The organism is Nocardioides sp. J9, from assembly GCF_007829375.1.
In the GTDB taxonomy this organism is placed as follows: domain Bacteria; phylum Actinomycetota; class Actinomycetes; order Propionibacteriales; family Nocardioidaceae; genus Nocardioides.
Genome location: NZ_VLJQ01000055.1, coordinates 124,299 through 143,993, shown reverse-complemented (window position 1 = coordinate 143,993; position 19,695 = coordinate 124,299). Strand labels below are relative to the sequence as shown.

The following is a 19,695-nucleotide window of genomic DNA, read 5'->3' as shown; positions in this document are numbered from 1 at the left end:
TCGGAGCAATACCGCCGCTGCGCCCGCCGAGGAGACGACGATGTGTGCTTCGAACCCGTCCGGACCGGACCGCGTGCTGCCTCGGTGCCGGGCGGTGGCGCGATGAGCGTCGCCGAGGCCGGCGCCCCGGCGCTGTCCGCAGCCGAGCTCCGCCAGCGGTACGACGACCTGGCCCGCCGCTACGCCGTCGAGATGCGCCTCTCCGCGACGGCCGCTGCTGGTGGTGGCATCGCCGGCCTCGTCCAGACCGCGGCCGGCCTGACCGCCAACCCGGTCTGGCTGATCGACCCGCAGGGCCGGGTCGTCTCTCGTTCCGAGCGGGCCCGAGGGTCGGACTTCCGACCGCCGGACGTCGACCACCTGCTGGCCCATCACGGGCCGGTCGACCTCGCGGCTCCCGGACCGCTGGTCGTCAACGCGCAACCGGCGCTGCGCATCGAGCGCCGGCACCTGCTCATGCCGGTGCGCCGCGAGGACTGCCTGTTCGCGTGGCTGGTGATCGCCGAGGTGTCGGGCCGGATGGGCCGCGACGACGCGGCCCTCCTGAGCAGGACGGCCGTCCACCTCGCCGCGGAGTACGACGTGCAGCGTCGGGTCGCTCGGGCGTCCTGGAACGCGCGCGCCACCCTCGCCCGGCAGCTGGTGCGTGGCCACACGCGGCCGGACGACATCGCCGACGCCGCCGAGTACCTCGGCGTCCAGGCCGATGCCGATCGGGTCCTGGTCTACCTCGCGGACCCGTGCGAGGGCACCGCCCCGCTCGACGAGGAGGTCGTCTCCACGCGGGTCGCGGCCGACCTGGGCGTCGAGGTGCTGGCGACCCGCGGGCGCGAAGGCATGATCCTGCTCGTCGAGGCGCCCGGGGGGTGCGCACCCGTCGCCTTCGTGCACGAGGTCAAGCGCGTCCTGCGCCACCTCACCCGCTCGCTCCCGGACCGGACCTGCATCGTGGGCGTCTCCGGGGTGACCCGGGCCTCGGCGCTCCACCGCGCCTACCGCGAGACCCGGGAGGTCGTGCTGTGCGTCGACCGGTTCAACGGGTCGGGCGAGCGGGTGATCGCGGTCGACGACCTCGGCCCGGCCCGGCTGTTCGTCGCGAACGGCGACCTCGGTGCGGTGCGGCGCTACGTCCACGACGTCATCGGGGCACTGCTCGACGGCCGACCGGGGACGGCGGACCTGCTGCGCACCCTGCAGAGCTTCTTCGACACCGGGCGGAGCGTGCGTGAGTCCGCGGCCCGGTTGGGGATCCACGAGAACACGGTGCGCCTGCGCCTCGCCAAGGTGCACGACCTCACTGGCCTGGACGTCGCTGCGAACGCCAACGACCAGCTCGCCGCCCAGACCGCGCTGCTCGTCCTCAGGCTCGAGGGGCACCCTGCCATCCCCACGATCGGTGACGCCGAGCACGACGCTGCGGCCCGTGGGAAGGACAGCGCATGACGCGGCGTGCCCTGGTCACCGGGGCAGGTCGCGAGGGGGGCATCGGCCAGGCGATCGCCAGGCGCCTGGCGGACGACGGCTTCGAGGTCGTCACGCTGGACAAGGAGCCCGGGTGCACCTGGCAGCTCGACATCGCGCGCGACGAGCTGCCCGACCTCGGCGTGGTCGACGTGTACGTCGCCAACGCGGCCATCACCACCCTGCTCGGTGCTGCCCACTCGTTCTCGCTCGAGAAGTGGCAGCTCGACCTCGACGTGAACCTCACCGGCACCTTCCGGGTCCTGCAGCAGTGCCTCGCCGGCATGCGCGAGCGCGGGTACGGCCGGATCGTCGTCATCTCCAGCACCGCTGGCACGCAGGGAATGCCCGCCCAGGTGTCGTACGCGACCTCCAAGGCCGGGCTGATCGGCATGGTCAAGACCGTCGCGGCGGAGAACCTGCGCCACGGTGTGACCGCGAACTGCGTCCTTCCCGGCATGACGGCCTCCTCCGGCATCCTCGGCATGCCCGAGGAGATCAGGGCCGCGTGGCTCGAGAGCCTGCCGAACGGCTTCGTCGACCCCGAGGACATCGCCAACGCCGTCTCCTTCTTCGCCGACGACCGCTCCGGGATGGTGACTGGCCAGGTCCTCACCGTCGACGGCGGCGACGAGCTGAACACGAGGTCCGTCACCTCCTCGGTGGCCCGCCGCTGATGCGCGGCCTGGTGGTGCCGCGGACGACCGGCCCGGACGGGCTCGAGCTGCGCGACGACCTGCCCGAGCCCCGGGGAGCGCACCCGTGGGCGGACGGCGAGCGGCTCCTCGTCGAGGTCCGAGCCGCAGCTGTGGCCTTCCCCGACCTGCTGCAGAGCCGGGGTGCCTACCAGCACGGCACGCCCGCGCCCTACGTCACCGGCGGCGAGTACGCCGGCGTCGTGCTCGAGGCCTCGCCGGGGTCCCGGTTCCGCCCCGGAGACCGCGTCGCCGGCCTCAGCGTCTGGGGTGCGGTGGCCGAGCGCGTCCTCGGGATCCCTCGCTACACCGTCCAGATCCCGCCCTCGATGTCGTGGATCGACGCAGCTGCGTTCTTCCTCAACTACGCCACCGCCTGGTTCACCCTCGACCGGGCCGGCTTCGAGGACGGCCAGGCGGTGCTCGTGCACGGCGCGGCCGGCGGCGTCGGGACGGCGACGCTCGACCTGCTCCGCGGCCGGGCGAAGCCGTCGATCGCCGTGGTCTCGTCGGACGCGAAGGCCGCAGTGGCCGAGCAGTGCGGCGCGGACGTCGTGCTGCGCACCGAGGACGGCTGGGCCGTGCGTGCGCGGGAGCTGACCGGCGACGGGGTGGACGTCGTGGTCGACCCGGTCGGTGGCGACCGGGTCACCGACTCCTTGCGCGCCCTCGACGTCGGGGGCCGGCTCATGGTCGTCGGCTTCGCCGAGGGCACGATCCCCGAGGTGCGCCTGAACCGCCTGCTGCTGCGCAACCTCAGCGTCGTCGGCGTGGCCCTGGACCCGTGGGAGCAGCGCTTCCCCGGCTACGCGCCGGAGCTGATCGCCGGCCTCGAGGCGGCCGCAGCCGCCGGCAGCGTGCGCCCGTACGTCGGCCACCGGCTGCCCCTCGAGGTGGCGACAGGCGCCCTCGGCATCCTCGACCGCAGGCAGGCCCTCGGGAAGGTCGTCATCGACGTGGCGGCGGACTGAGCCGGCACAGCCGCCTGATCAGAGTAGGAGCACCCCGCCGTCGACGGGGATCCCGACCCCGGTGATGTACCCGGCCGCGTCCGACGCCAGGAAGACCGCGGTGCTGGCGATCTCGACGGGATCGCCCAGGCGGCCGGCAGGGACCCGAGCGTCGATCAGCTTCTGCTGGTAGCGCGGGCTGTAGTGCGCTGTGGCCTCGGTCGGGAAGACGCCGGGTAGGAGGGCGTTCACCCGGATGCCCCGCGAGCCCCACTGGGCGGCGAGGTCACGCGTCATCCCGAGCACGCCTGCCTTGGCCGCGCTGTAGCCGGCTGCGGGCATCCGGGCCGTCGTCACCGCCATGACGCTGGACATGTTGACCACCGCGCTGCCGGGCGGCATGACGCGCCCGGCAGCCTGGGCCATCCAGTAGGAGCCGAACAGGTTCACGTCGACCACGGACCGGAAGTGCTCGGGCGGGTCCTCGGTCGCGGCGTTGTAGGCGCCACCGACACCGGCGTTGTTGACCAGCACGTCGCACCCACCGAGCTCGTCGACGGCCGCGGCCACGAGTCGGTCGCAGTCCGCCACCGACGTCACGTCGGTCTCCACGGCCACGCATCGTCGACCGAGGGCCTCGACCAGCTCGCGGGTCCGTGCGAGTCCCGTGAGCCGGCGCGCGCCGATCGCCACGTCGGCGCCAGCGGCCGCCATCCCCTGGGCGATCGCGACACCCAGGCCGCTGGAGGCCCCGGTCACCACCGCGACCTTGCCGTCGAGGCGGAATCGCCCGGTCCAGGGCGACGACGTGTAGGGGTTGTCCTGCGAGCTCGTCATGCGCGGAGTGTGTCCGGGCGGTGGCCCCGGGGCCCACGGTCAGCACCCCCGGCGGTGTGGGCCTCTCCAGCACGGGGCCTCCGCTCCGTTGCTGCCGGTCGATGACCGCCCGACGCTGGCAGGCATGGCTGGCACGGACGACACGGACGGCATGGACGACATGGACGACATGGACGACACCGACGCCCTCGACCCCCGACACCTCCTGGACCGCGTCACCGCGGTGGCGCGGCGACGCTGGCCCGGGGCAGAGCTGCTCGGGCTGCGCCGCCTCGAGGGCGGTGTCTCCAGCCTCACCCACGCCTCGACGCTCGTGGGCGCGGGACCGGAGCGTGGGGTGGTGCTCAAGGTGGCCCCCGCCGGCCTGGCGCCGGTCCGCAACCGCGACGTCCTGCGCCAGGCGCGGGTCCTCCACGCCCTGCACGGGACCGCCGGGTTCCCGGTGCCAGAGGTCCTGCTCGAGGACGGCGGCGCACCCCCCGAGGTGCCGCCGCTGTTCGTCATGGAGCTGAGCCCCGGCGACTCCTACGAGCCGGGGCTGGACGTGGCGCCCGCTCCACCCGCAGCCGCGACCGTCGCGGAGCGGTACCGGACCGCGGTGCGCGCACTGGCCCGCCTGCAGTCGATCGAGCCGGAGCGCCTCTCCCTCGGCCCCGAGCCGGTCACCGGCCCGGGCGAGGAGCTCGAACGCTGGCGCCGGCTCTTCGGGACGGTGGACGACGACATCGCGCCCGGGCACGAGGAGCTCTACGCAAGGCTCGCCGCCCAGGTCCCGGAAGGAGTGGCGCCGCGGTTGCTGCACGGGGACTTCCGGCTCGCCAACATGCTGTTCGAGGGGGACCGGTTGTCAGCCGTCATCGACTGGGAGATCTGGAGCCTCGGCGACCCCCGGACCGACCTCGCGTGGCTGCTCATGCACCTCCGGCCCGCGCACGTCTTCCACGCCGCGCGGCCCGCGGCCGACCGCGCCGCTGCCTCCCTCCTGCCGACGGCCGAGGAAGCCCTGGAGGTGTACGAACGCGAGCGGCTCGCCGCGGGAGCGCGACAGCAGGACGCCGCGGGCGTGCGGCGCGACCTGGCGTGGTTCCTCGCCGTGTGCCACTACAAGACGGCCTCGACGATCGCCGTGATCTGGAAGCGGGAACGGCGGCAGGCGGACCCCGATCCCAAGCTGGTGACGGCGAGCAGGCACCTGACCGACGTGCTGCGGGCGGGGCACGTAGCGCTAGACGCGCGGTGAGCGGTCTCACCGCACCCGCACGATCACCTTGCCCACCGCGGTCCGGTCGTCGAGTGCAGCGAGGGCGTCGGCGGCGCGGTCCATCGGGTAGACGGCACCGATGGCGGGGGAGAGACGGCCCTCGTCGAGCAGTGCCTGGACTCCGTGCCGGACCCGCTCGAGCGTCCCGGGGTGCTCGGTCTCCATGACGTCCATCGTGATGCCGGTCAGCGTCAGGTTGCGCAGGAGCAGCCGGTTCATCCGCAGCTCCGGGATGGACCCGCCGGCGAACCCGACGATGACGCCGCGTCCCCCGATCCGCAGCGAGCGCACCGTGTCGAGGAAGCGGTCGCCCCCGACCATGTCGACGAACACCTCGACCCCTCGACCCCCGGTGAGCTCGCGGACCTGGGGAAGCCAGTCCCCGTCGCTGCGCAGGACGTGGGTCGCGCCCGCGTTGCGTGCCATCACCTCCTTGTCGCGGCTGGACACCAGGGCGATCGTGGAGACGCCGAAGGCGGGGCCGAGGTCCAGCACGCAGGTGCCCACGCCGCCGGCGGCACCGGTGACGAGGACGGTCTCGCCGGGTCGGGCGCCGGCTCGGTCGAGCGCGTACCAGGCCGTGGCGTAGTTCATGTAGATCCCCGCCCCCTCGACGAACGACATGGAGTCGGGGAGCCGCACGACAGCGCGCACGTCACCCTCCTCGTGGTCGGCGAGTCCTGACCGCATCGTCGACCCGGTTGCGCGACTCCGCGACCGCGCCCGGTCGGGGCGGTGGAGAAGTCCACAGCCCGAGCACCTGGGCCCGCCCGGCCCCGGGCCTGCGGCACCTAGCGTCGGCGCCACCCGACCGACGGCCGGGCCGACCACAGGAGACGACAATGGACTGGTCCATCCCCGAGGACGTCACGACCTTCCTCGCCGAGCTCGACGACTTCATCGACACCCGGATCAAGCCGATCGAGGAAGCCAACCCCGAGTACTTCGACCACCGGCGAGAGTTCGCCCGCACCGACGTCGAGCGGGGAGGCGTCCCGACCCGGCGGTGGCGGGAGATCATGAGTGAGGCGCGTCGCCTGGCGGACGGGGCCGGCTTCTACCGCTACCCCCTGCCGAAGGCACTGGGCGGCCAGGACGCGACCAACGTCGCCATGGCGCTCGTCCGGGAGCACCTCGCCCACCGCGGGCCGGGCCTGCACGCCGAGCTCAGCCACGAGGCTTCCGTGGTCGCCAACCTCCCGCTCGCCCTGGTCCTGCACGAGTACGGGACCGACGAGCAGAAGGAGCAGTACCTCGAGCGACTGGTCAGTGGGGACCTGGAGATGGCGTTCGGGCTGACCGAACCGGACCACGGCAGCGATGCCACGTGGCTCGAGACGCGCGCCGTGCGGGACGGCGACGACTGGGTGATCACCGGCGCGAAGCGGTGGAACAGCGTGGTCGACGTGGCCGAGGTGGACCTCGTGTTCGCACGCACCAGTGGCGAGGACGGCAAGGCCGAGGGGATCTCCGCGTTCCTCGTCCCCACCGACGCCCCCGGCTTCGAGGTCCCCTTCTACTGGTGGACGTTCAACATGCCGACCGACCACGCCGAGGTCCGCCTGGACGGTGTCCGGGTGCCGGCCGCTGCGATGGTGGGGGAGGAGGGGCGTGGCCTCGACTGCGCCCAGCTGTTCGTGCACGAGAACCGCATCCGACAGGCGGCGAGCTCGCTGGGTGCTGCGCAGTTCTGCATCGACCGGTCGGTCGCCTACACCGAGGAGAGGCGCCTGTTCGGGACGGCGCTGCGGGACTACCAGGGTGTCCAGTGGCAGCTCGTCGAGCTCCAGACCGAGGCGGAGCTGGTGCGCAACACGATCCTCAAGGTGGCGTGGGAGATGGACGTGCACGGGCGTACGGGGGTGAGTGACAAGGTCTCGATGGTCAACGTGCGTGGCAACCGCCTCGCCTGCGACGCGGCCGACCGGGCCATGCAGGTCCACGGCGGTGTCGGCTACAGCCGGCACCACCCGTTCGAGCACATCTACCGGCACCACCGCCGCTACCGGATCACCGAGGGTTCCGACGAGCTGCAGTACCGCCGGATCGCAGCCGGCATGTGGGACTTCCGCTCAGGCCGCTGAGGCAGCTCCGTCGATGCCCCGCAGCGCGAGGTCGACGATCAGCTCGGCCAGCCGCGGCCGGACGAGGGTCCGGTCGGGCCAGCTCGACACCGAGAAGACGAGCCCGAGGCAGCCCTGGCTGGTCGCCGCCACGGTCGCGTCGTCGAGGTCCGGGCGGGCCCGCGCGACCAGCGCCTCCCAGCGGCGCGTGTAGTGGCCGCGGCGCCGGGTGAAGCTCCGCGACCAGGGGTCGACCAGCGAGCCGACCTCGCGCTGGTAGAGCGTGACGAGGGCGCGGTTCGCCAAGGCGAACTCCGCGTGGTGCCGCAGTGCCCGGCGCAGGTCGGCGGCCGGGTCCTCCTCCACCGGTGCCGTGGCCGCGAGCAGCTCGTCCATGGCCTCGTTGAGAAGGGTCGCGAGGATCTCGTCCTTGCCACTGAAGTAGCGATAGAGCGACGGCCCGCTCAGACCGGCACGGGTGCCGAGCTCGTCCATGCCGACGCCGTGGAAGCCCTTCTCCTGGAACGCCACCGCCGCGGCTTCCAGGATCCGTCGGTCGCGTCCCACGCCGGGAGACTAACATGGAGCGGAACGATCGTTCACGGATGCGGACGGTCGGCGCGATCCGGGGCGTGCCGCTCGCGCGAACAGGAGTGGGAGAGATGGACCACGGAAGCTCTGCGGCAGCGCGCCGCCGCGGCGAGCTCGCCGGGCAGGGACGTGCAGCGCACGTCGCGGCGGTCGACCTGCTGTGGAGGCTCGACGTCCTCGAGGAGCTCGAGTACGCCGACGAGATGGCCCAGGTGCCCTCGACCGACCTGCGCACGCTCGACGGCCAGCTGGCGATCCTCGGTGGGATCCTCCGGGAGTGCCTGGTCGACGAGGGCCGCCCGCCGAGCCCCCAGGAGACCGCCGAGATCGCCCAGGTGCTGAACGACGTGCACGCGGTGCGCCTGGCGGTGCACGACCACCTCGGTAGTGAGCGCCTGCGGCGCCTCGACCAGCTGGACCGCGGGTTGAGCCGGCTCCGGAGCGTGACCGACCAGGACGAGCTCCTCGACATCGCCTGCGAGGTCGCCGTCGAGGCCTGCGGCTTCGAGCGGGTGATGCTCTCCCGCGTCGACGATGCGACCTGGCGGCCCTGGCGCAGCCACGCCACCACGATCGGCGAGGCGGAGCGCGCCTTCGCGGAGTGGATCCGCGCCTTTCCCGCGATCGAGCTGTCGGAGCTGCTGCTGGAGAGCGAGCTCGTGCGCCGCAAGGAGCCGGCCATGGTGCTGCACGCCGAGCGGGACCCCCGGGTCTATGCGCCCCTGGCCCGTGCGGCGGTGCTGACCTCGTACGTCGCTGCCCCCGTCCTCTCCGGCGACCGGGCCATCGGCCTGCTGCACGCGGACAACCGCGGGATGGAGATGGTCGAGCTCGACCGCGACGTCCTGTGGCTCTTCGCGATCGGGTTCGCCCAGGTCTTCGAGCGCGCCGTCCTCCTCGAGCGGCTGCGCGAGCAGCGGGACCAGGTCCGTGACGCGATGCGCACGGTGGAGCGGGTGCTGGACGACGTCGCCACCAACACGATCGACCTCGTCACCCGGAGCGAGGGGGCGTCGGTCGGCGTACCGGCACCCCTGCGGCCGGTCGCGACCGACCGGGCCCACGAGCTCGAGGGCCTGCTCACCGCCCGCGAGCTCGAGGTGCTGGGCCTGATGGCGACCGGGGCCACGAACGAGCGGATCGCGCACCAGCTGGTGATCGCGACCGGGACCGTGAAGTCGCACGTGAAGCAGGTGCTGCGCAAGCTGCGGGTCGAGAACCGGGCCGAGGCGATCTCGTTCTACCTCCGCTCGACCATCGGAGCGCGGGAGGACTGAGCGCGGAGGGCGCAGGGCGGTGAAGCCTGCGTCCGTTGCCGTTTCGGTCTGACCATTGTAACGTTGAGACCGACGTGAGTGCACGGCACTCGACCCTCGCCGCCTGTCCGCACGGGCGGCCCGGACCCAGGCAGGGGTGGCTTCATGGACCTGGCGGACGCTCCCGACGAGGCAGCCTTCCGGAGTCGCGTGCGCGCGTGGATCGCCGATGCGCTCCCCCAGCTGGACTGGCCCGAGCCGCCGCGCCTCGAGGACAAGGTCCCCTTCTGGCAGAAGTGGCAGCGGATGCTCTACGACGCGGGCCTGGCCGGGCTGACCTGGCCGACGGAGTACGGCGGCCAGGGGCTCGACGAGCGGATGCGCGCGATCTTCGGCGAGGAGTGCGACCTGGCGGGTGCGCCGGAGCGGCTCAACATCATCGGCGAGGACTTCTGCGGCCCCACGATCGCCCACTTCGGCACGCCGGCCCAGAAGGAGCGGCTCCTCGAACCGATCCTCAAGGGCGAGGAGATCTGGTGCCAGCTCTTCTCCGAGCCCGGCGCGGGCTCCGACCTCGCCAGCCTGCGGACCAGGGCCGTCCGGGTCGAGGGCGGCTGGCGGGTCAGCGGGCAGAAGATCTGGACCAGCCGGGCGCAGATTGCCGCGCACGCGATCCTGCTCGCCCGGACCGGCGGCAACGACCCCGCCAAGGCACGCCACCGAGGCATCACCTTCTTCCTGCTGCCGATGGACAGCGAGGGGGTGACCGTGCGCCCGCTCCAGCACATGCTCGGCGAGGCGGAGTTCAACGAGGTCTTCCTCGACGACGTCTTCGTGCCTGACGAGGCCGTGGTCGGCGAGGTCGACGGCGGCTGGCAGGTCACCATGGGCACGCTCGCGTTCGAGCGGGTCGCGATCGCGACCGGCCGCGTCAACACGACGAAGGCCGTCGCGGACGTCGTCGACGACATCCGGGGGATGACGGGACCGGACGGACGACCGCTCGGCGCCGACCCCGTCGTGCGCCAGGAGGTCGCCGACCTCTGGGCGCGGGCCCTCATCCACAAGACGATCAGCCAGCGGGTGATCACCGGCGCCGCGAACGGAGCGCCCCCGGGGCCGGTGACCTCGATCGGCAAGCTCTACTTCTGCCCGCTGGTGGAGGACCTCGCCGACTTCCGGCTGTCGCTGGCCCCGCTCGGCGGCCAGTTCGACCTCGACGAGGAGGACGAGGAGATCGCCGCCACGCGGTCCTGGCTCCGCCTCGCCAACCAGGGCCGCGGCACGGCGATCGCCGGCGGCTCCACCTACATCCAGCGCAACATCGCGGCCGAGCGGATCCTCGGCATGCCGCGGTCCTGATCCGAAGGAGCCCGATCGAGATGGCCTACGTCTGGAAGCCCGACGCCGACTACCTCCACAACTCCAACGTGGCGCGCCTGATGCGCACCCTGGGCGTCGACGACGTCGACGAGCTCCGCGCGGCGTCGGTCAAGGACACGGCGGCCTTCTGGGGCGCCGTGGTCGAGGACCTGGGCATCCCGTTCCACCGCCCCTTCGAGGCCGTGCTGGACGAGAGCCGTGGCATCAAGTGGCCCGAGTGGTTCGTCGGCGGCGGCCTCAACGCGACCCAGGCCTGCCTGGGGGCGTGGGTCGCCAGGACGCCCGACGCGGTCGCCGTCGTCCACGAGGCCGAGGACGGCACCGTCGCGCAGCTGACCTTCGCCGAGCTCGACGACCGGGTCGCCCGGCTCCGCGCCGGCCTGCGGGCACGTGGCATCGGCAAGGGCGACGCCGTGGCGATCTACCTGCCGATGACGACCGAGGCGGTCGTCGCGACGTACGCCGTCGCGAGCCTCGGTGCGATGCTCGTCCCGCTGTTCTCCGGCTTCGCCGCGCCGGCGATCGCCAGCCGTGTGCAGGACGCCGCGGCGAAGGCGGTCATCACGGCCGACGGCACGGTGCGCCGTCGCAAGCAGGCGGCGATGCTGCCCGCGCTGCGGACCGCGCTCGACGACTGCCCCACCGTGGAGACGGTCGTGGTCGTCGGCAACCTCGGGCCGGTCGAGCTCTCGGCGGGCGAGGTCGGCTGGGACGACCTGCTGGCGCACGACCCCGACCCCGTGGTCGAGCCGACGTCGGCGAGCGACGTCCTCCTCCTGGCCTACACGTCGGGGACGACCGGCAAGCCCAAGGGAGCGGTGCACACGCACGCGGGCTTCGTCACCAAGACCGCCTCCGAGGTGGCCTACGGCTTCGAGATCGCGCCGGGTCGTACGTTCTGCTGGATCACGGACATGGGCTGGATCATGGGCCCGCTGTCGATCTTCGGCACCCACGCCAACGGTGGCACCCTCCTGCTCTACGAGGGCTCGCCGGACGTCCCGGACACCGGTCGGCTGTGGCAGCTGGTGGAGCGGCACCGGGTCTCGATGCTCGGCGTCAGCCCCACGCTCATCCGCACGCTGCGGGCCGCCGGCGACCTCCCCTCGCAGGACCTCGGGAGCGTGCGCGTGCTCGGGTCGACCGGTGAGCCGTGGGACCCCGAGTCCTACGAGTGGCTCGCCCGTGACGTGTTCGGCAGCCGGGTGCCGATCATCAACTTCTCCGGCGGCACCGAGGTCGGCGGCTCGTTCCTGTGCCCCTACCCGGTCGAGGAGATCCGCAGCTGCTCGCTCGGCGGTCCTGCGCTGGGCATGGACGTCGACGTGGTCGACGACCAGGCGCGTTCGGTGCGCGGTGTGATCGGGGAGCTGGTGTGCCGTCAGCCGTGGCCCTCGATGACGCGCGGCATCTGGGGCGACGACGCCGAGGGGTCGCGCTACCACGAGTCGTACTGGTCGACCTTCGACGGGCTGTGGCGCCACGGCGACTTCGCCCTGGTCGACGACGCGGGCGACTGGTTCATCCTCGGCCGGTCGGACGACGTGATGAACGTCGCCGGCAAGCGGGTGGCCCCTGCGGAGATCGAGTCGGTCGTCGCCGTCGACGAGTCCGTCGCCGAGTCCGCCGTCGTCGGCATCCCCGACGACACCAAGGGCGAGGCGGTGTGGGTCTTCTACGTCGCCCGCGACGACGCCGACGACGAGTCGACCGTGGCCGGCAGGGTCCGGAGGCTGGTCGCCGACGGGGTCGGGAAGCCCTTCTCGCCGAGCCAGGTGGTCCGCGTCGAGCGGCCCGCGGTCATGGACAAGGACCCGGGTGACCTGTCGNGTCGACCGTGGCCGGCAGGGTCCGGAGGCTGGTCGCCGACGGGCTGCCGAAGACCCGCTCGGCGAAGATCCTGCGCCGCGCCATCCGCGCCGCGGTCATGGACAAGGACCCGGGTGACCTGTCGGGCGCGGAGAACCCGCAGGCCGTCGGCGAGATCCGCGAGCTCGTGAAGGGCCTGCGATGACCTCGCACACCCCTTCCCCGGCGTCCCGGGCTCAGTCGCCCGGGACCTCGATCTCGGTGCGCTCCTCGACCTCGAGGACCGCGGAGGCGTACTCGTGCACGTGCCGGGTCATCCGTCGTACGGCGGCCGCGGCATCGCGCTTGCGGATCGCGTCGGTGATGCTGCGGTGGGCCCGCACCGTGGTCTTGCGGACCGAGGCGTCGATGAATCCCTGGTTGTCGGTGGCGGCGTAGATGGCCCGCGACAGCGCCCCCATGAAGCCGGTCAGCAGCTCGTTGTGCGAGGCGACCGCGACGGCGACGTGCCAGTCGACGTTGGCCTGCAGGAACTCCGCGAGCGTGCCCTCGGCGGCGATGGCGTCGTTGGCGCGGTCGAGCGCCTCCAGGTCGGCATCGGTGCGGTACTTCGCGGCCAGCTGTGCGCATGCCGGCTCGACGGCCTCGCGCGTCTCGAGCAGTGCCGCGAGCCGGACCTGCCGGCCGCGGATCAGCAGGCTCACGGTGCTCGCGATCGACTCCTCGCCCGGGCGCTGCACGAAGGCGCCGCCGGCCCGGCCGGTCCGGATCTGCACGAGCCCCTGGACCTCGAGGATCCGCAGGGCCTCGCGCACCGTCGTCCGGCTCATCCGGGTCTGCGCCACGAGCTCGCGCTCGGGCGGCAGGGCGGTCCCCTCGGGAAACTCGCCTCGCAGGATCCGCTCGCGGAGGTCGTCGGCCAGCACGTCGGAGGCCTTCGGGACCTGCATCGGCGTGAGCTGGACGGGGCGGCGCACGCTGCCGTTCGGAGTTGCCGCGCTGGTGGAGTCAGTCATCTCATCCCGTTCCTTCGCGGCTCGTACCGCACCTTTGGTCGTACCCAAACTAACAGTCGACGCTGCTCTGCAGGCACATCGCGAGGCAGGACGACTGGACGAACGCACAGTGGAAAGGCAGCGCCATGCAGTGGAAGTTCTCTGAGGAGCAGGACGCCTACCGGGAGGCCCTGCGTGGCTGGCTCGGGGACGTGGCCGGGTCGGAGCAGGTCCGCGCATGGTGGGGGCTCGACGGCGGCGCGCCCGACCACTCGGGCTTCGAAAAGCGGTGGGTGGCCGACGGCATGGCGGGAGTCGGCATCCCCGAGGAGCTGGGCGGTCAGGGCGGGGGCCTGGTCGAGCTGGCCATCACCGCCGAGGAGCTGGCCCGCGTCGCGGCCCCCAGCTCCGCGTGGCTGGCGACCGTCCTCGCGCTCTCGGCCCTGACGAAGCGTCCCGACCTCGTCGAGGTGGCCCTCGACGGCGGGCACGCGGCGATCGCGGTTGCCGCCGAGTCCGCGCCCGACGCGGCGCCCACCCTCGATGTCGATGCCGGCGGGCGCGTGAGCGGCGTCGTCGCGAGGGTGCTGGGCGCGGACCGCGCGGGCCTCCTCGTGGTGCGCGCCGGCAGCGGTGCGGCCGCGCACCTCCGGGTCGTCGAGACCTCCGCACCCGGGGTCACCGTCACGCCGCGCCGCCTCCTCGACAGGTCGCGGTCGGTCGCCGACCTGGTCCTCTCGTCCGCTCCGTCGGAGGCCCTCGACGGCGTCGACCCTGCGGCCGTGCTCGGCCGGGCCACGGACGTCGCGGCCGTCCTCGCTGCGGCGGATGCGCTCGGTGCGATGCAACGGATGCTCGACCTCGCCGTGGAGTACAGCGGGCAGCGCCAGCAGTTCGGCGTCCCGATCGGCTCGTTCCAGGCCGTCAAGCACGCTGCGGCGACCATCCTCGTGGACGTGGAGGCGGGCCGGTCCGGCGTCTACTACGCCGCGGCCAGCGTCGACGGTGACTTCCCGGACTGCTCCCTCCATGCCGCCGCGGTGAAGGCGCAGGTCACCGCCGCGGCGGGACGCGCCGCGGACACGGCCCTGACCATGCACGGCGCCATCGGCTACACGTGGGAGCACGACCTCCACCTGCACTTCAAGCGCGCCCGGCTGGACGAGCAGCTCTTCGGCTCCGTGGCGACGTGGAACGAGCGGATTGCGGACGGTCTGGAGCTGCTGCCCTCTTGACCTAGTTATTGGTCGTACCATTAGATACAATCAAGCCATAACAACCCCCGGGGTCTCGCCCCGGACTGACCGACCAGGACGGGGCCCGCTGTGGATTTCGCGCTGACCGAGGACCAGCAGACGATCAAGAAGGCCGTGGCCGAGCTGGCCGCGAAGTTCGACGACCAGTACTGGTACGAGAAGGACTCGGCCAAGGAGTTCCCCACCGAGTTCTACAACGCGTTCGCCGAGGGCGGGTGGCTCGGCATCACCACGCCGGAGGAGTACGGCGGCCACGGCTTCGGCATCACCGAGGCCTCGATCCTCCTCGAGGAGGTCGCCGCGTCCGGTGCCGGGATGAACGGCGCGAGCTCCATGCACCTGTCGATCTTCGGGATGCACCCCGTGATCGTCCACGGGTCCGAGGAGATGAAGCGGGAGAACCTCCCGCGAATCGTCAACGGCGACCTGCACGTCTGCTTCGGCGTGACCGAGCCCGGCGCCGGCCTCGACACCACACGCATCACGACCTTCGCCCGCCGCGACGGCTCCGACTACGTCGTCAACGGCCGCAAGGTCTGGATCTCGAAGGCAGTCGAGTCGGAGAAGATCCTGCTGCTGACCCGCACCGCCAAGTTCGAGGACTCCCCGAAGAAGACCGAGGGACTCACCCTCTTCTTCACCGACCTCGACCGGGCGCACGTCGACATCCGCCCGATCCACAAGATGGGCCGCAACGCGGTCACGTCGAACGAGCTGTTCATCGACGACCTCCGCATCCCCGAGGAGCACCGCATCGGCGAGGAGGGGCAGGGGTTCAAGTACATCCTCGACGGCCTCAACCCCGAGCGGATGCTGGTGGCCGCGGAGGCGCTCGGCATCGGCCGCGCCGCCCTGCGCCGCGGGGTGCGGTACGGCAACGAGCGGGAGGTCTTCGGACGCCCGATCGGCATGAACCAGGGCCTGCAGTTCCCACTGGCCGACTCGCTCGCCCGGCTCGACGCGGCCGAGCTCGTGCTCCGCAAGGCCACCTGGCTCTACGACAACGGCCTCCCGTGCGCGAAGGAGGCCAACATGGCCAAGTACCTCTGCGCCGACGCGGGCTTCGAGGCCGCCGACCGGGCCTTGCAGACGCACGGCGGCATGGGGTATTCCGAGGAGTACCACGTCGCCCGCTACTTCCGCGAGGCCCGGCTCACCCGCATCGCGCCCCTGTCGCAGGAGATGGTGCTCAACTACCTGGGCGAGCACGTGCTCGGCCTGCCGAGGAGCTACTGATGACCACGCCGTTCGACCTCACCGGCCGCAGCGCCCTCCTGACCGGCGCCGGCAACGGCATCGGCGCCGCCGTCGCCCGGGCCTACGCCCGGGCGGGCGCGGCGGTCATGGTGACCGACCTCGACAAGGACGCCGCCGCTGCCGTGGCTGCGGMCATCGTCGCCGCCGGCGGCCGCGCCGAGTCGGCCGCGCTCGACGTCCGCGACGCAGGGGGCGCCGCCGCGGCGGCCGAGCAGGCCGCCGACCTGGCCGACGGGACGCTGCACGTGGTCGTCAACAACGCGGGCGCGATCGCGCCGGCCATGTTCCCGAAGATGGACAAGGACGGCTTCGACTTCGTCGTCGGCGTGCACCTCGGCGGGACCTTCACGGTCAGCCAGGCCGCACTGCCCTTCCTCGCCACCGACGGCACCGGCCGCATCATCAACGTCACCTCGGCGGCGGGCCTGGTGGGCACGATCGGGCAGGTCAACTACAGCGCCGCCAAGGCCGGGATCATCGGCGTCACCAAGTCGCTCGCCAAGGAGCTGGCGCGCAAGCAGATCACGGTCAACGCCGTGGCTCCGCTGGCCGCCACCTCCATGACCGAGAACATCCGCAGCAACGAGAAGCTCGCGGAGATGACGCTGGCACGGATTCCGCTGGCGCGGTGGGCCGAGCCGGACGAGATCGCGAGCACGTTCGTGTTCTTCGCCTCCGACGCCGCGTCGTACATCACCGGCCAGGTGCTGGCCGTCGACGGCGGGACGGTGATCTGAGATGGCGCTGACCGGACGGGACGCCTGGATCGTCGAGGCGCTGCGGACCCCGATGGGGCGGGCGCACCCCGAGCGCGGCTGGTTCCGCGAGGTGCACCCGAATGCCATGCTGGGCGCGGTCTACACCGCGCTGCTGGAGTCGACAGGCATCGAGCCCGCCGACGTGGAGGACCTGGTCGTCGGCTGCACCGCCCCCTTCGGCGAGCAGTCGCGCAACGTCGCACGCAACGCCTGGCTCCAGGCCGGCTACCCGCCCGAGGTGCCGGCCACCGTCCTCGACCGGCGTTGCGGCTCCGCCCAGACGGCCGTGGAGATGGCGGCCGCCCTCATCGCGTCCGGAACGCACGACGTGGTGCTCGCCGGTGGCGTCGAGAACATGGGCCACGTCCCGATGGACGCGGTCGTCCGGATCGAGGAGATGTACGGCGCCGCCTGGCCCGCAGAGCTCAAGGAGCTCTACGACTTCCCGACCATGGGCGAGAGCGCCGAGCGGATCGCGGAGCAGTGGGGCATCAGCCGGAGGGAGAACGACGAGTTCGCGGTCCGTTCGCACGCCCTCGCTGCCGCCGCCACCCAGGCCGGCCGCTTCGAGCGGGAGATCATCCCGATGGAGCTCGACGGCGCCGTCCGCACGAGCGACCAGAGCGTTCGACCGGGGACCAGCCTCGACACCCTGGCCGGTCTCGCGACCATCTTCCGCCCGGAGACCGGGGTCGTGACGGCCGGGTCGTCGTCGCCGCTGACCGACGGTGCCGCCGGGGTGCTGCTCGCCTCGGACGCCGCGGTCGAGCGGCACGGACTCACCAGGCGCGCCCGGGTCCTCGACCAGACCACGGTGGGCGTCGACCCGCTCATCATGCTGACCGGACCGATCCCCGCCACCCGCAAGCTCCTCGAGCGCAACGGCATGACGATCGACGACATCGACCTGTTCGAGGTCAACGAGGCGTTCAGCCCGGTGGCGCTCGCATGGGAGCGCGAGCTCAAGCCCGACATGGACCGGGTCAACGTCAACGGCGGCGCCATCGCCCTCGGCCACCCGGTCGGCGCGTCCGGCTCGCGCCTGTTCGCCACGCTGCTGGCCGAGATGGAGCGCCGCGACGTCGAGATCGGCCTGGTGACGATGTGCTGCGGCGGCGGGCTCGGCACCGCGACGCTGGTCCAGCGGGTCTGAGGTCGTCGTGTTCGACGTCGCGGACTTCCTCGACCCCGGGGACGGGGTGTGGTGGAGCCAGGGCAGCGCGGAGCCCGAGCCCCTCGTCAACCAGGTGCTCGACGCGGTGGACCGGGTCGGTCCGATCCGCGCCTTCTCCGGGCTGACGTGGAACGATCGACTGTCCGGCGACCTCCCGGAGAAGCTGACGGTCGTGTCGTACGGCGGCCTCGGCCAGCTGCGCCTGCTCAGCCGTCACGGCCGCCTCGACGTCGTGCCGTGCCACTACTCCGCGATCCCGCGGATGTTCGCGACCGGGCAGCTGCCCAACGACGTCGGCCTCGTCCAGGTGTCACCGCCCGGGCCGGACGGCACGGTCACGCTCGGCACCGGTGTCGAGTACGTCGCCGACGCGCTGCGGCACACGCGCACCCTCATCGCCGAGATCAACCAGCAGATGCCGCGCACCGTCGGAGGTCCGACACTGCCGCTGTCGGTGTTCGCCGCCGTCATCGAGACGGACCGTCCGCTGCCCGAGGCTCCCGCCAAGCCCGCCGACGAGGTCGACCGCGCCATCGCGAGCAACGTGGCGAGCATCATCGACGACGGGTCCACCATCCAGATCGGCGTCGGGTCGCTGCCGGCAGCAGTGCTCGAGGCCCTCGCCGGGCACTCCGACCTCGGCTTCCACAGCGGGATGCTCACCGACGGCGTGCTCACCCTCGCCGAGAAGGGCGTCATCACCGGTGCCCGCAAGGAGATCGACGCGGGCCTCATCGTCACCGGTGCGGCCCTGTGCAGCACCGACGGCTACCGCCGGCTCGAAAACCAGGCGGTCCAGTTCCGCGCGGCGAGCTACACCCACGCCCCCGCCGTCCTCTCGCGGCTCGGCTCCCTGGTCTCGATCAACTCGGCGATCGAGGTCGACCTGCTGGGCCAGGTCGGGGCCGAGCTGGCCCGCGGCGTCCACATCGGCGCCGTCGGGGGACAGGTCGACTTCAGCCGGGCGGCGTCGCTGACCGGGGCGCGCTCGATCATCGCGCTGCGCTCGACCGTCGGGTCCGGTGACCGGTCGCAGTCGACGATCGTCCCGGTCCTCGCGAGTGGCGTGGTCACGACCGCGCGCGTGGACGTCGACGCCGTCGTCACCGAGCACGGCGTCGCGATGCTGACCGGCTGCACGGTGGCCGAGCGGGCGCTGCGGCTCATCGAGGTGGCCGCCCCCGAGCACCGAGAACACCTCCAACGGAGCCTCGCAGAGCAGGAGAACCGATGACCAGCACGACCGCCTTCCCCAACAGCACCGCGGACGAGACGCGGACCGTCCGGATCCGGGAGGTCGGCCCCCGCGACGGCTTCCAGAACGAGCCGGAGACGATCGCGACCGCCGACAAGATCCGGCTGATCAACGCACTGGGCCGCGCCGGCGTCAAGCGGATCGAGGTCGCCAGCTTCGTGCGCCCCGACGTCATCCCGCAGCTGTCCGACGGTGTCGAGGTCCTCCACGGCATCGACGTCCCCGACGACGTGCAGCGGATGGTGCTGGTCCCCAACAGCAAGGGCCTGGACAACGCCCTCGAGCACCGCGACCTGTTCGAGGAGATCGCCCTCTTCGTCAGCGCCAGCGAGACGCACAACAAGCGCAACATCAACCGGACCGTCCGGGAGACCATGGACGACGTCCGCCAGATGGGCAAGCGCATCGTGGCGGAAGGACTCGACTACGCCGCCGTCATCGCCACGTCCTTCGGGTGCCCGTTCGAGGGAGCGGTGCCGATGGACCGGGTGCTCGACCTGGCCGAGCAGTTCGCCGAGTCGGGAGCCACGGAGCTCGGCTTCGGCGACACGACCGGCATGTGCAACCCGGCGTACGCGCGGCGCTTCTTCGAGGCGGCCATCGAGCGCCTTCCCGGGGTCGAGGTCACCGCGCACTTCCACAACACCCGGGGCCAGGGCCTCGCCAACGCCTACGCCGCCCTCGAGGCCGGCTG

General features: G+C 72.3%; 17 protein-coding genes and 1 pseudogene. 14 read left to right on the top strand and 4 right to left on the bottom strand.

What is annotated here, in order from left to right; genetic code table 11:
• The first annotated feature begins 102 nt into the window (after positions 1-102).
• From L615_RS06265 to L615_RS06255, 3 genes are read left to right on the top strand one after another with little or no spacing between them, the layout of a single operon-like run.
• A complete protein-coding gene (locus tag L615_RS06265; protein ID WP_186449758.1) occupies positions 103-1,443 on the top strand; it encodes a CdaR family transcriptional regulator in 1,341 nt (446 codons plus the stop codon).
• Positions 1,440-2,138 carry an SDR family NAD(P)-dependent oxidoreductase gene (locus L615_RS06260; RefSeq protein ID WP_145724481.1) on the top strand — a complete coding sequence of 233 codons (699 nt, stop codon included), beginning with the start codon at positions 1,440-1,442 and terminating at the stop codon, positions 2,136-2,138. The genes L615_RS06265 and L615_RS06260 overlap by 4 nt, the downstream gene beginning before the upstream one ends.
• Positions 2,138-3,127 (top strand): zinc-binding dehydrogenase, encoded by a 990-nt coding sequence (locus tag L615_RS06255; protein ID WP_145724480.1) that lies wholly within the window; start codon positions 2,138-2,140, stop codon positions 3,125-3,127. The genes L615_RS06260 and L615_RS06255 overlap by 1 nt, the downstream gene beginning before the upstream one ends.
• An 18-nt stretch (positions 3,128-3,145) precedes the next feature.
• Here L615_RS06255 and L615_RS06250 read toward each other — a convergent pair whose 3' ends face one another.
• Positions 3,146-3,943 (bottom strand): SDR family NAD(P)-dependent oxidoreductase, encoded by a 798-nt coding sequence (locus L615_RS06250; RefSeq protein ID WP_145724479.1) that lies wholly within the window; start codon positions 3,941-3,943, stop codon positions 3,146-3,148.
• Between the two features lie 124 nt (positions 3,944-4,067).
• Here L615_RS06250 and L615_RS06245 point away from each other — a divergent pair, with 124 nt between their 5' ends.
• The gene (locus L615_RS06245) at positions 4,068-5,183 is read left to right on the top strand and encodes a phosphotransferase family protein (RefSeq protein ID WP_222430468.1); all 1,116 of its coding nucleotides are present in this window, start codon (positions 4,068-4,070) and stop codon (positions 5,181-5,183) included.
• 6 nt (positions 5,184-5,189) lie between these two features.
• Here the strand turns inward: L615_RS06245 and L615_RS06240 are convergent, their stop codons facing one another.
• Positions 5,190-5,858: a zinc-binding dehydrogenase gene (locus L615_RS06240; protein ID WP_222430467.1), complete on the bottom strand. Its 669-nt coding sequence runs from the start codon at positions 5,856-5,858 to the stop codon at positions 5,190-5,192.
• A gap of 188 nt (positions 5,859-6,046) precedes the next feature.
• Here L615_RS06240 and L615_RS06235 point away from each other — a divergent pair, with 188 nt between their 5' ends.
• Complete coding sequence (locus L615_RS06235) at positions 6,047-7,288, top strand: acyl-CoA dehydrogenase family protein (protein WP_028654516.1); 1,242 nt, start codon at positions 6,047-6,049, stop codon at positions 7,286-7,288.
• On the opposite strand, the gene L615_RS06230 is transcribed toward L615_RS06235, so the two are convergent.
• Entirely contained in the window at positions 7,277-7,834 is a 558-nt protein-coding gene (locus tag L615_RS06230) for a TetR/AcrR family transcriptional regulator (RefSeq protein WP_028654515.1), read from the bottom strand. The genes L615_RS06235 and L615_RS06230 overlap by 12 nt on opposite strands.
• A gap of 95 nt (positions 7,835-7,929) precedes the next feature.
• Here L615_RS06230 and L615_RS06225 point away from each other — a divergent pair, with 95 nt between their 5' ends.
• The 3 genes from L615_RS06225 to L615_RS06215 all read left to right on the top strand — a co-directional run bounded on the left by L615_RS06225 (position 7,930) and on the right by L615_RS06215 (position 12,497).
• A complete protein-coding gene (locus tag L615_RS06225; RefSeq protein ID WP_186449757.1) occupies positions 7,930-9,135 on the top strand; it encodes a LuxR C-terminal-related transcriptional regulator in 1,206 nt (401 codons plus the stop codon).
• 144 nt (positions 9,136-9,279) lie between these two features.
• Positions 9,280-10,476, top strand: coding sequence for an acyl-CoA dehydrogenase family protein (locus L615_RS06220; RefSeq protein WP_145724476.1), 1,197 nt, complete (start codon positions 9,280-9,282; stop codon positions 10,474-10,476).
• A 20-nt stretch (positions 10,477-10,496) separates the two neighbouring features.
• Positions 10,497-12,497, top strand: coding sequence for an AMP-binding protein (locus tag L615_RS06215; protein WP_222430466.1), 2,001 nt, complete (start codon positions 10,497-10,499; stop codon positions 12,495-12,497).
• 45 nt (positions 12,498-12,542) lie between these two features.
• Here L615_RS06215 and L615_RS06210 read toward each other — a convergent pair whose 3' ends face one another.
• A complete protein-coding gene (locus L615_RS06210; RefSeq protein ID WP_222430465.1) occupies positions 12,543-13,322 on the bottom strand; it encodes a FadR/GntR family transcriptional regulator in 780 nt (259 codons plus the stop codon).
• Positions 13,323-13,447: 125 nt separating this feature from the next.
• Between L615_RS06210 and L615_RS06205 the strand changes: the two genes are divergently transcribed.
• The 6 genes and pseudogenes from L615_RS06205 to L615_RS24710 all read left to right on the top strand — a co-directional run.
• On the top strand, positions 13,448-14,536 hold the full coding sequence (locus L615_RS06205; RefSeq protein ID WP_145724475.1) for an acyl-CoA dehydrogenase family protein: 1,089 nt from the start codon (positions 13,448-13,450) through the stop codon (positions 14,534-14,536).
• Between the two features lie 90 nt (positions 14,537-14,626).
• Positions 14,627-15,793, top strand: coding sequence for an acyl-CoA dehydrogenase family protein (locus tag L615_RS06200; protein WP_145724474.1), 1,167 nt, complete (start codon positions 14,627-14,629; stop codon positions 15,791-15,793).
• Positions 15,793-16,551, top strand: coding sequence for an SDR family oxidoreductase (locus L615_RS06195; RefSeq protein ID WP_145724473.1), 759 nt, complete (start codon positions 15,793-15,795; stop codon positions 16,549-16,551). The genes L615_RS06200 and L615_RS06195 overlap by 1 nt, the downstream gene beginning before the upstream one ends.
• A 1-nt stretch (position 16,552) precedes the next feature.
• Positions 16,553-17,725 carry a thiolase family protein gene (locus tag L615_RS06190; protein ID WP_145724472.1) on the top strand — a complete coding sequence of 391 codons (1,173 nt, stop codon included), beginning with the start codon at positions 16,553-16,555 and terminating at the stop codon, positions 17,723-17,725.
• 7 nt (positions 17,726-17,732) lie between these two features.
• Entirely contained in the window at positions 17,733-18,980 is a 1,248-nt protein-coding gene (locus L615_RS06185) for an acetyl-CoA hydrolase/transferase family protein (protein ID WP_145724471.1), read from the top strand.
• Positions 18,977-19,684: pseudogene (locus tag L615_RS24710) on the top strand (hydroxymethylglutaryl-CoA lyase); the annotation flags it as partial. The gene L615_RS06185 and the pseudogene L615_RS24710, both read left to right, overlap by 4 nt.
• Positions 19,685-19,695: the final 11 nt, after the last annotated feature.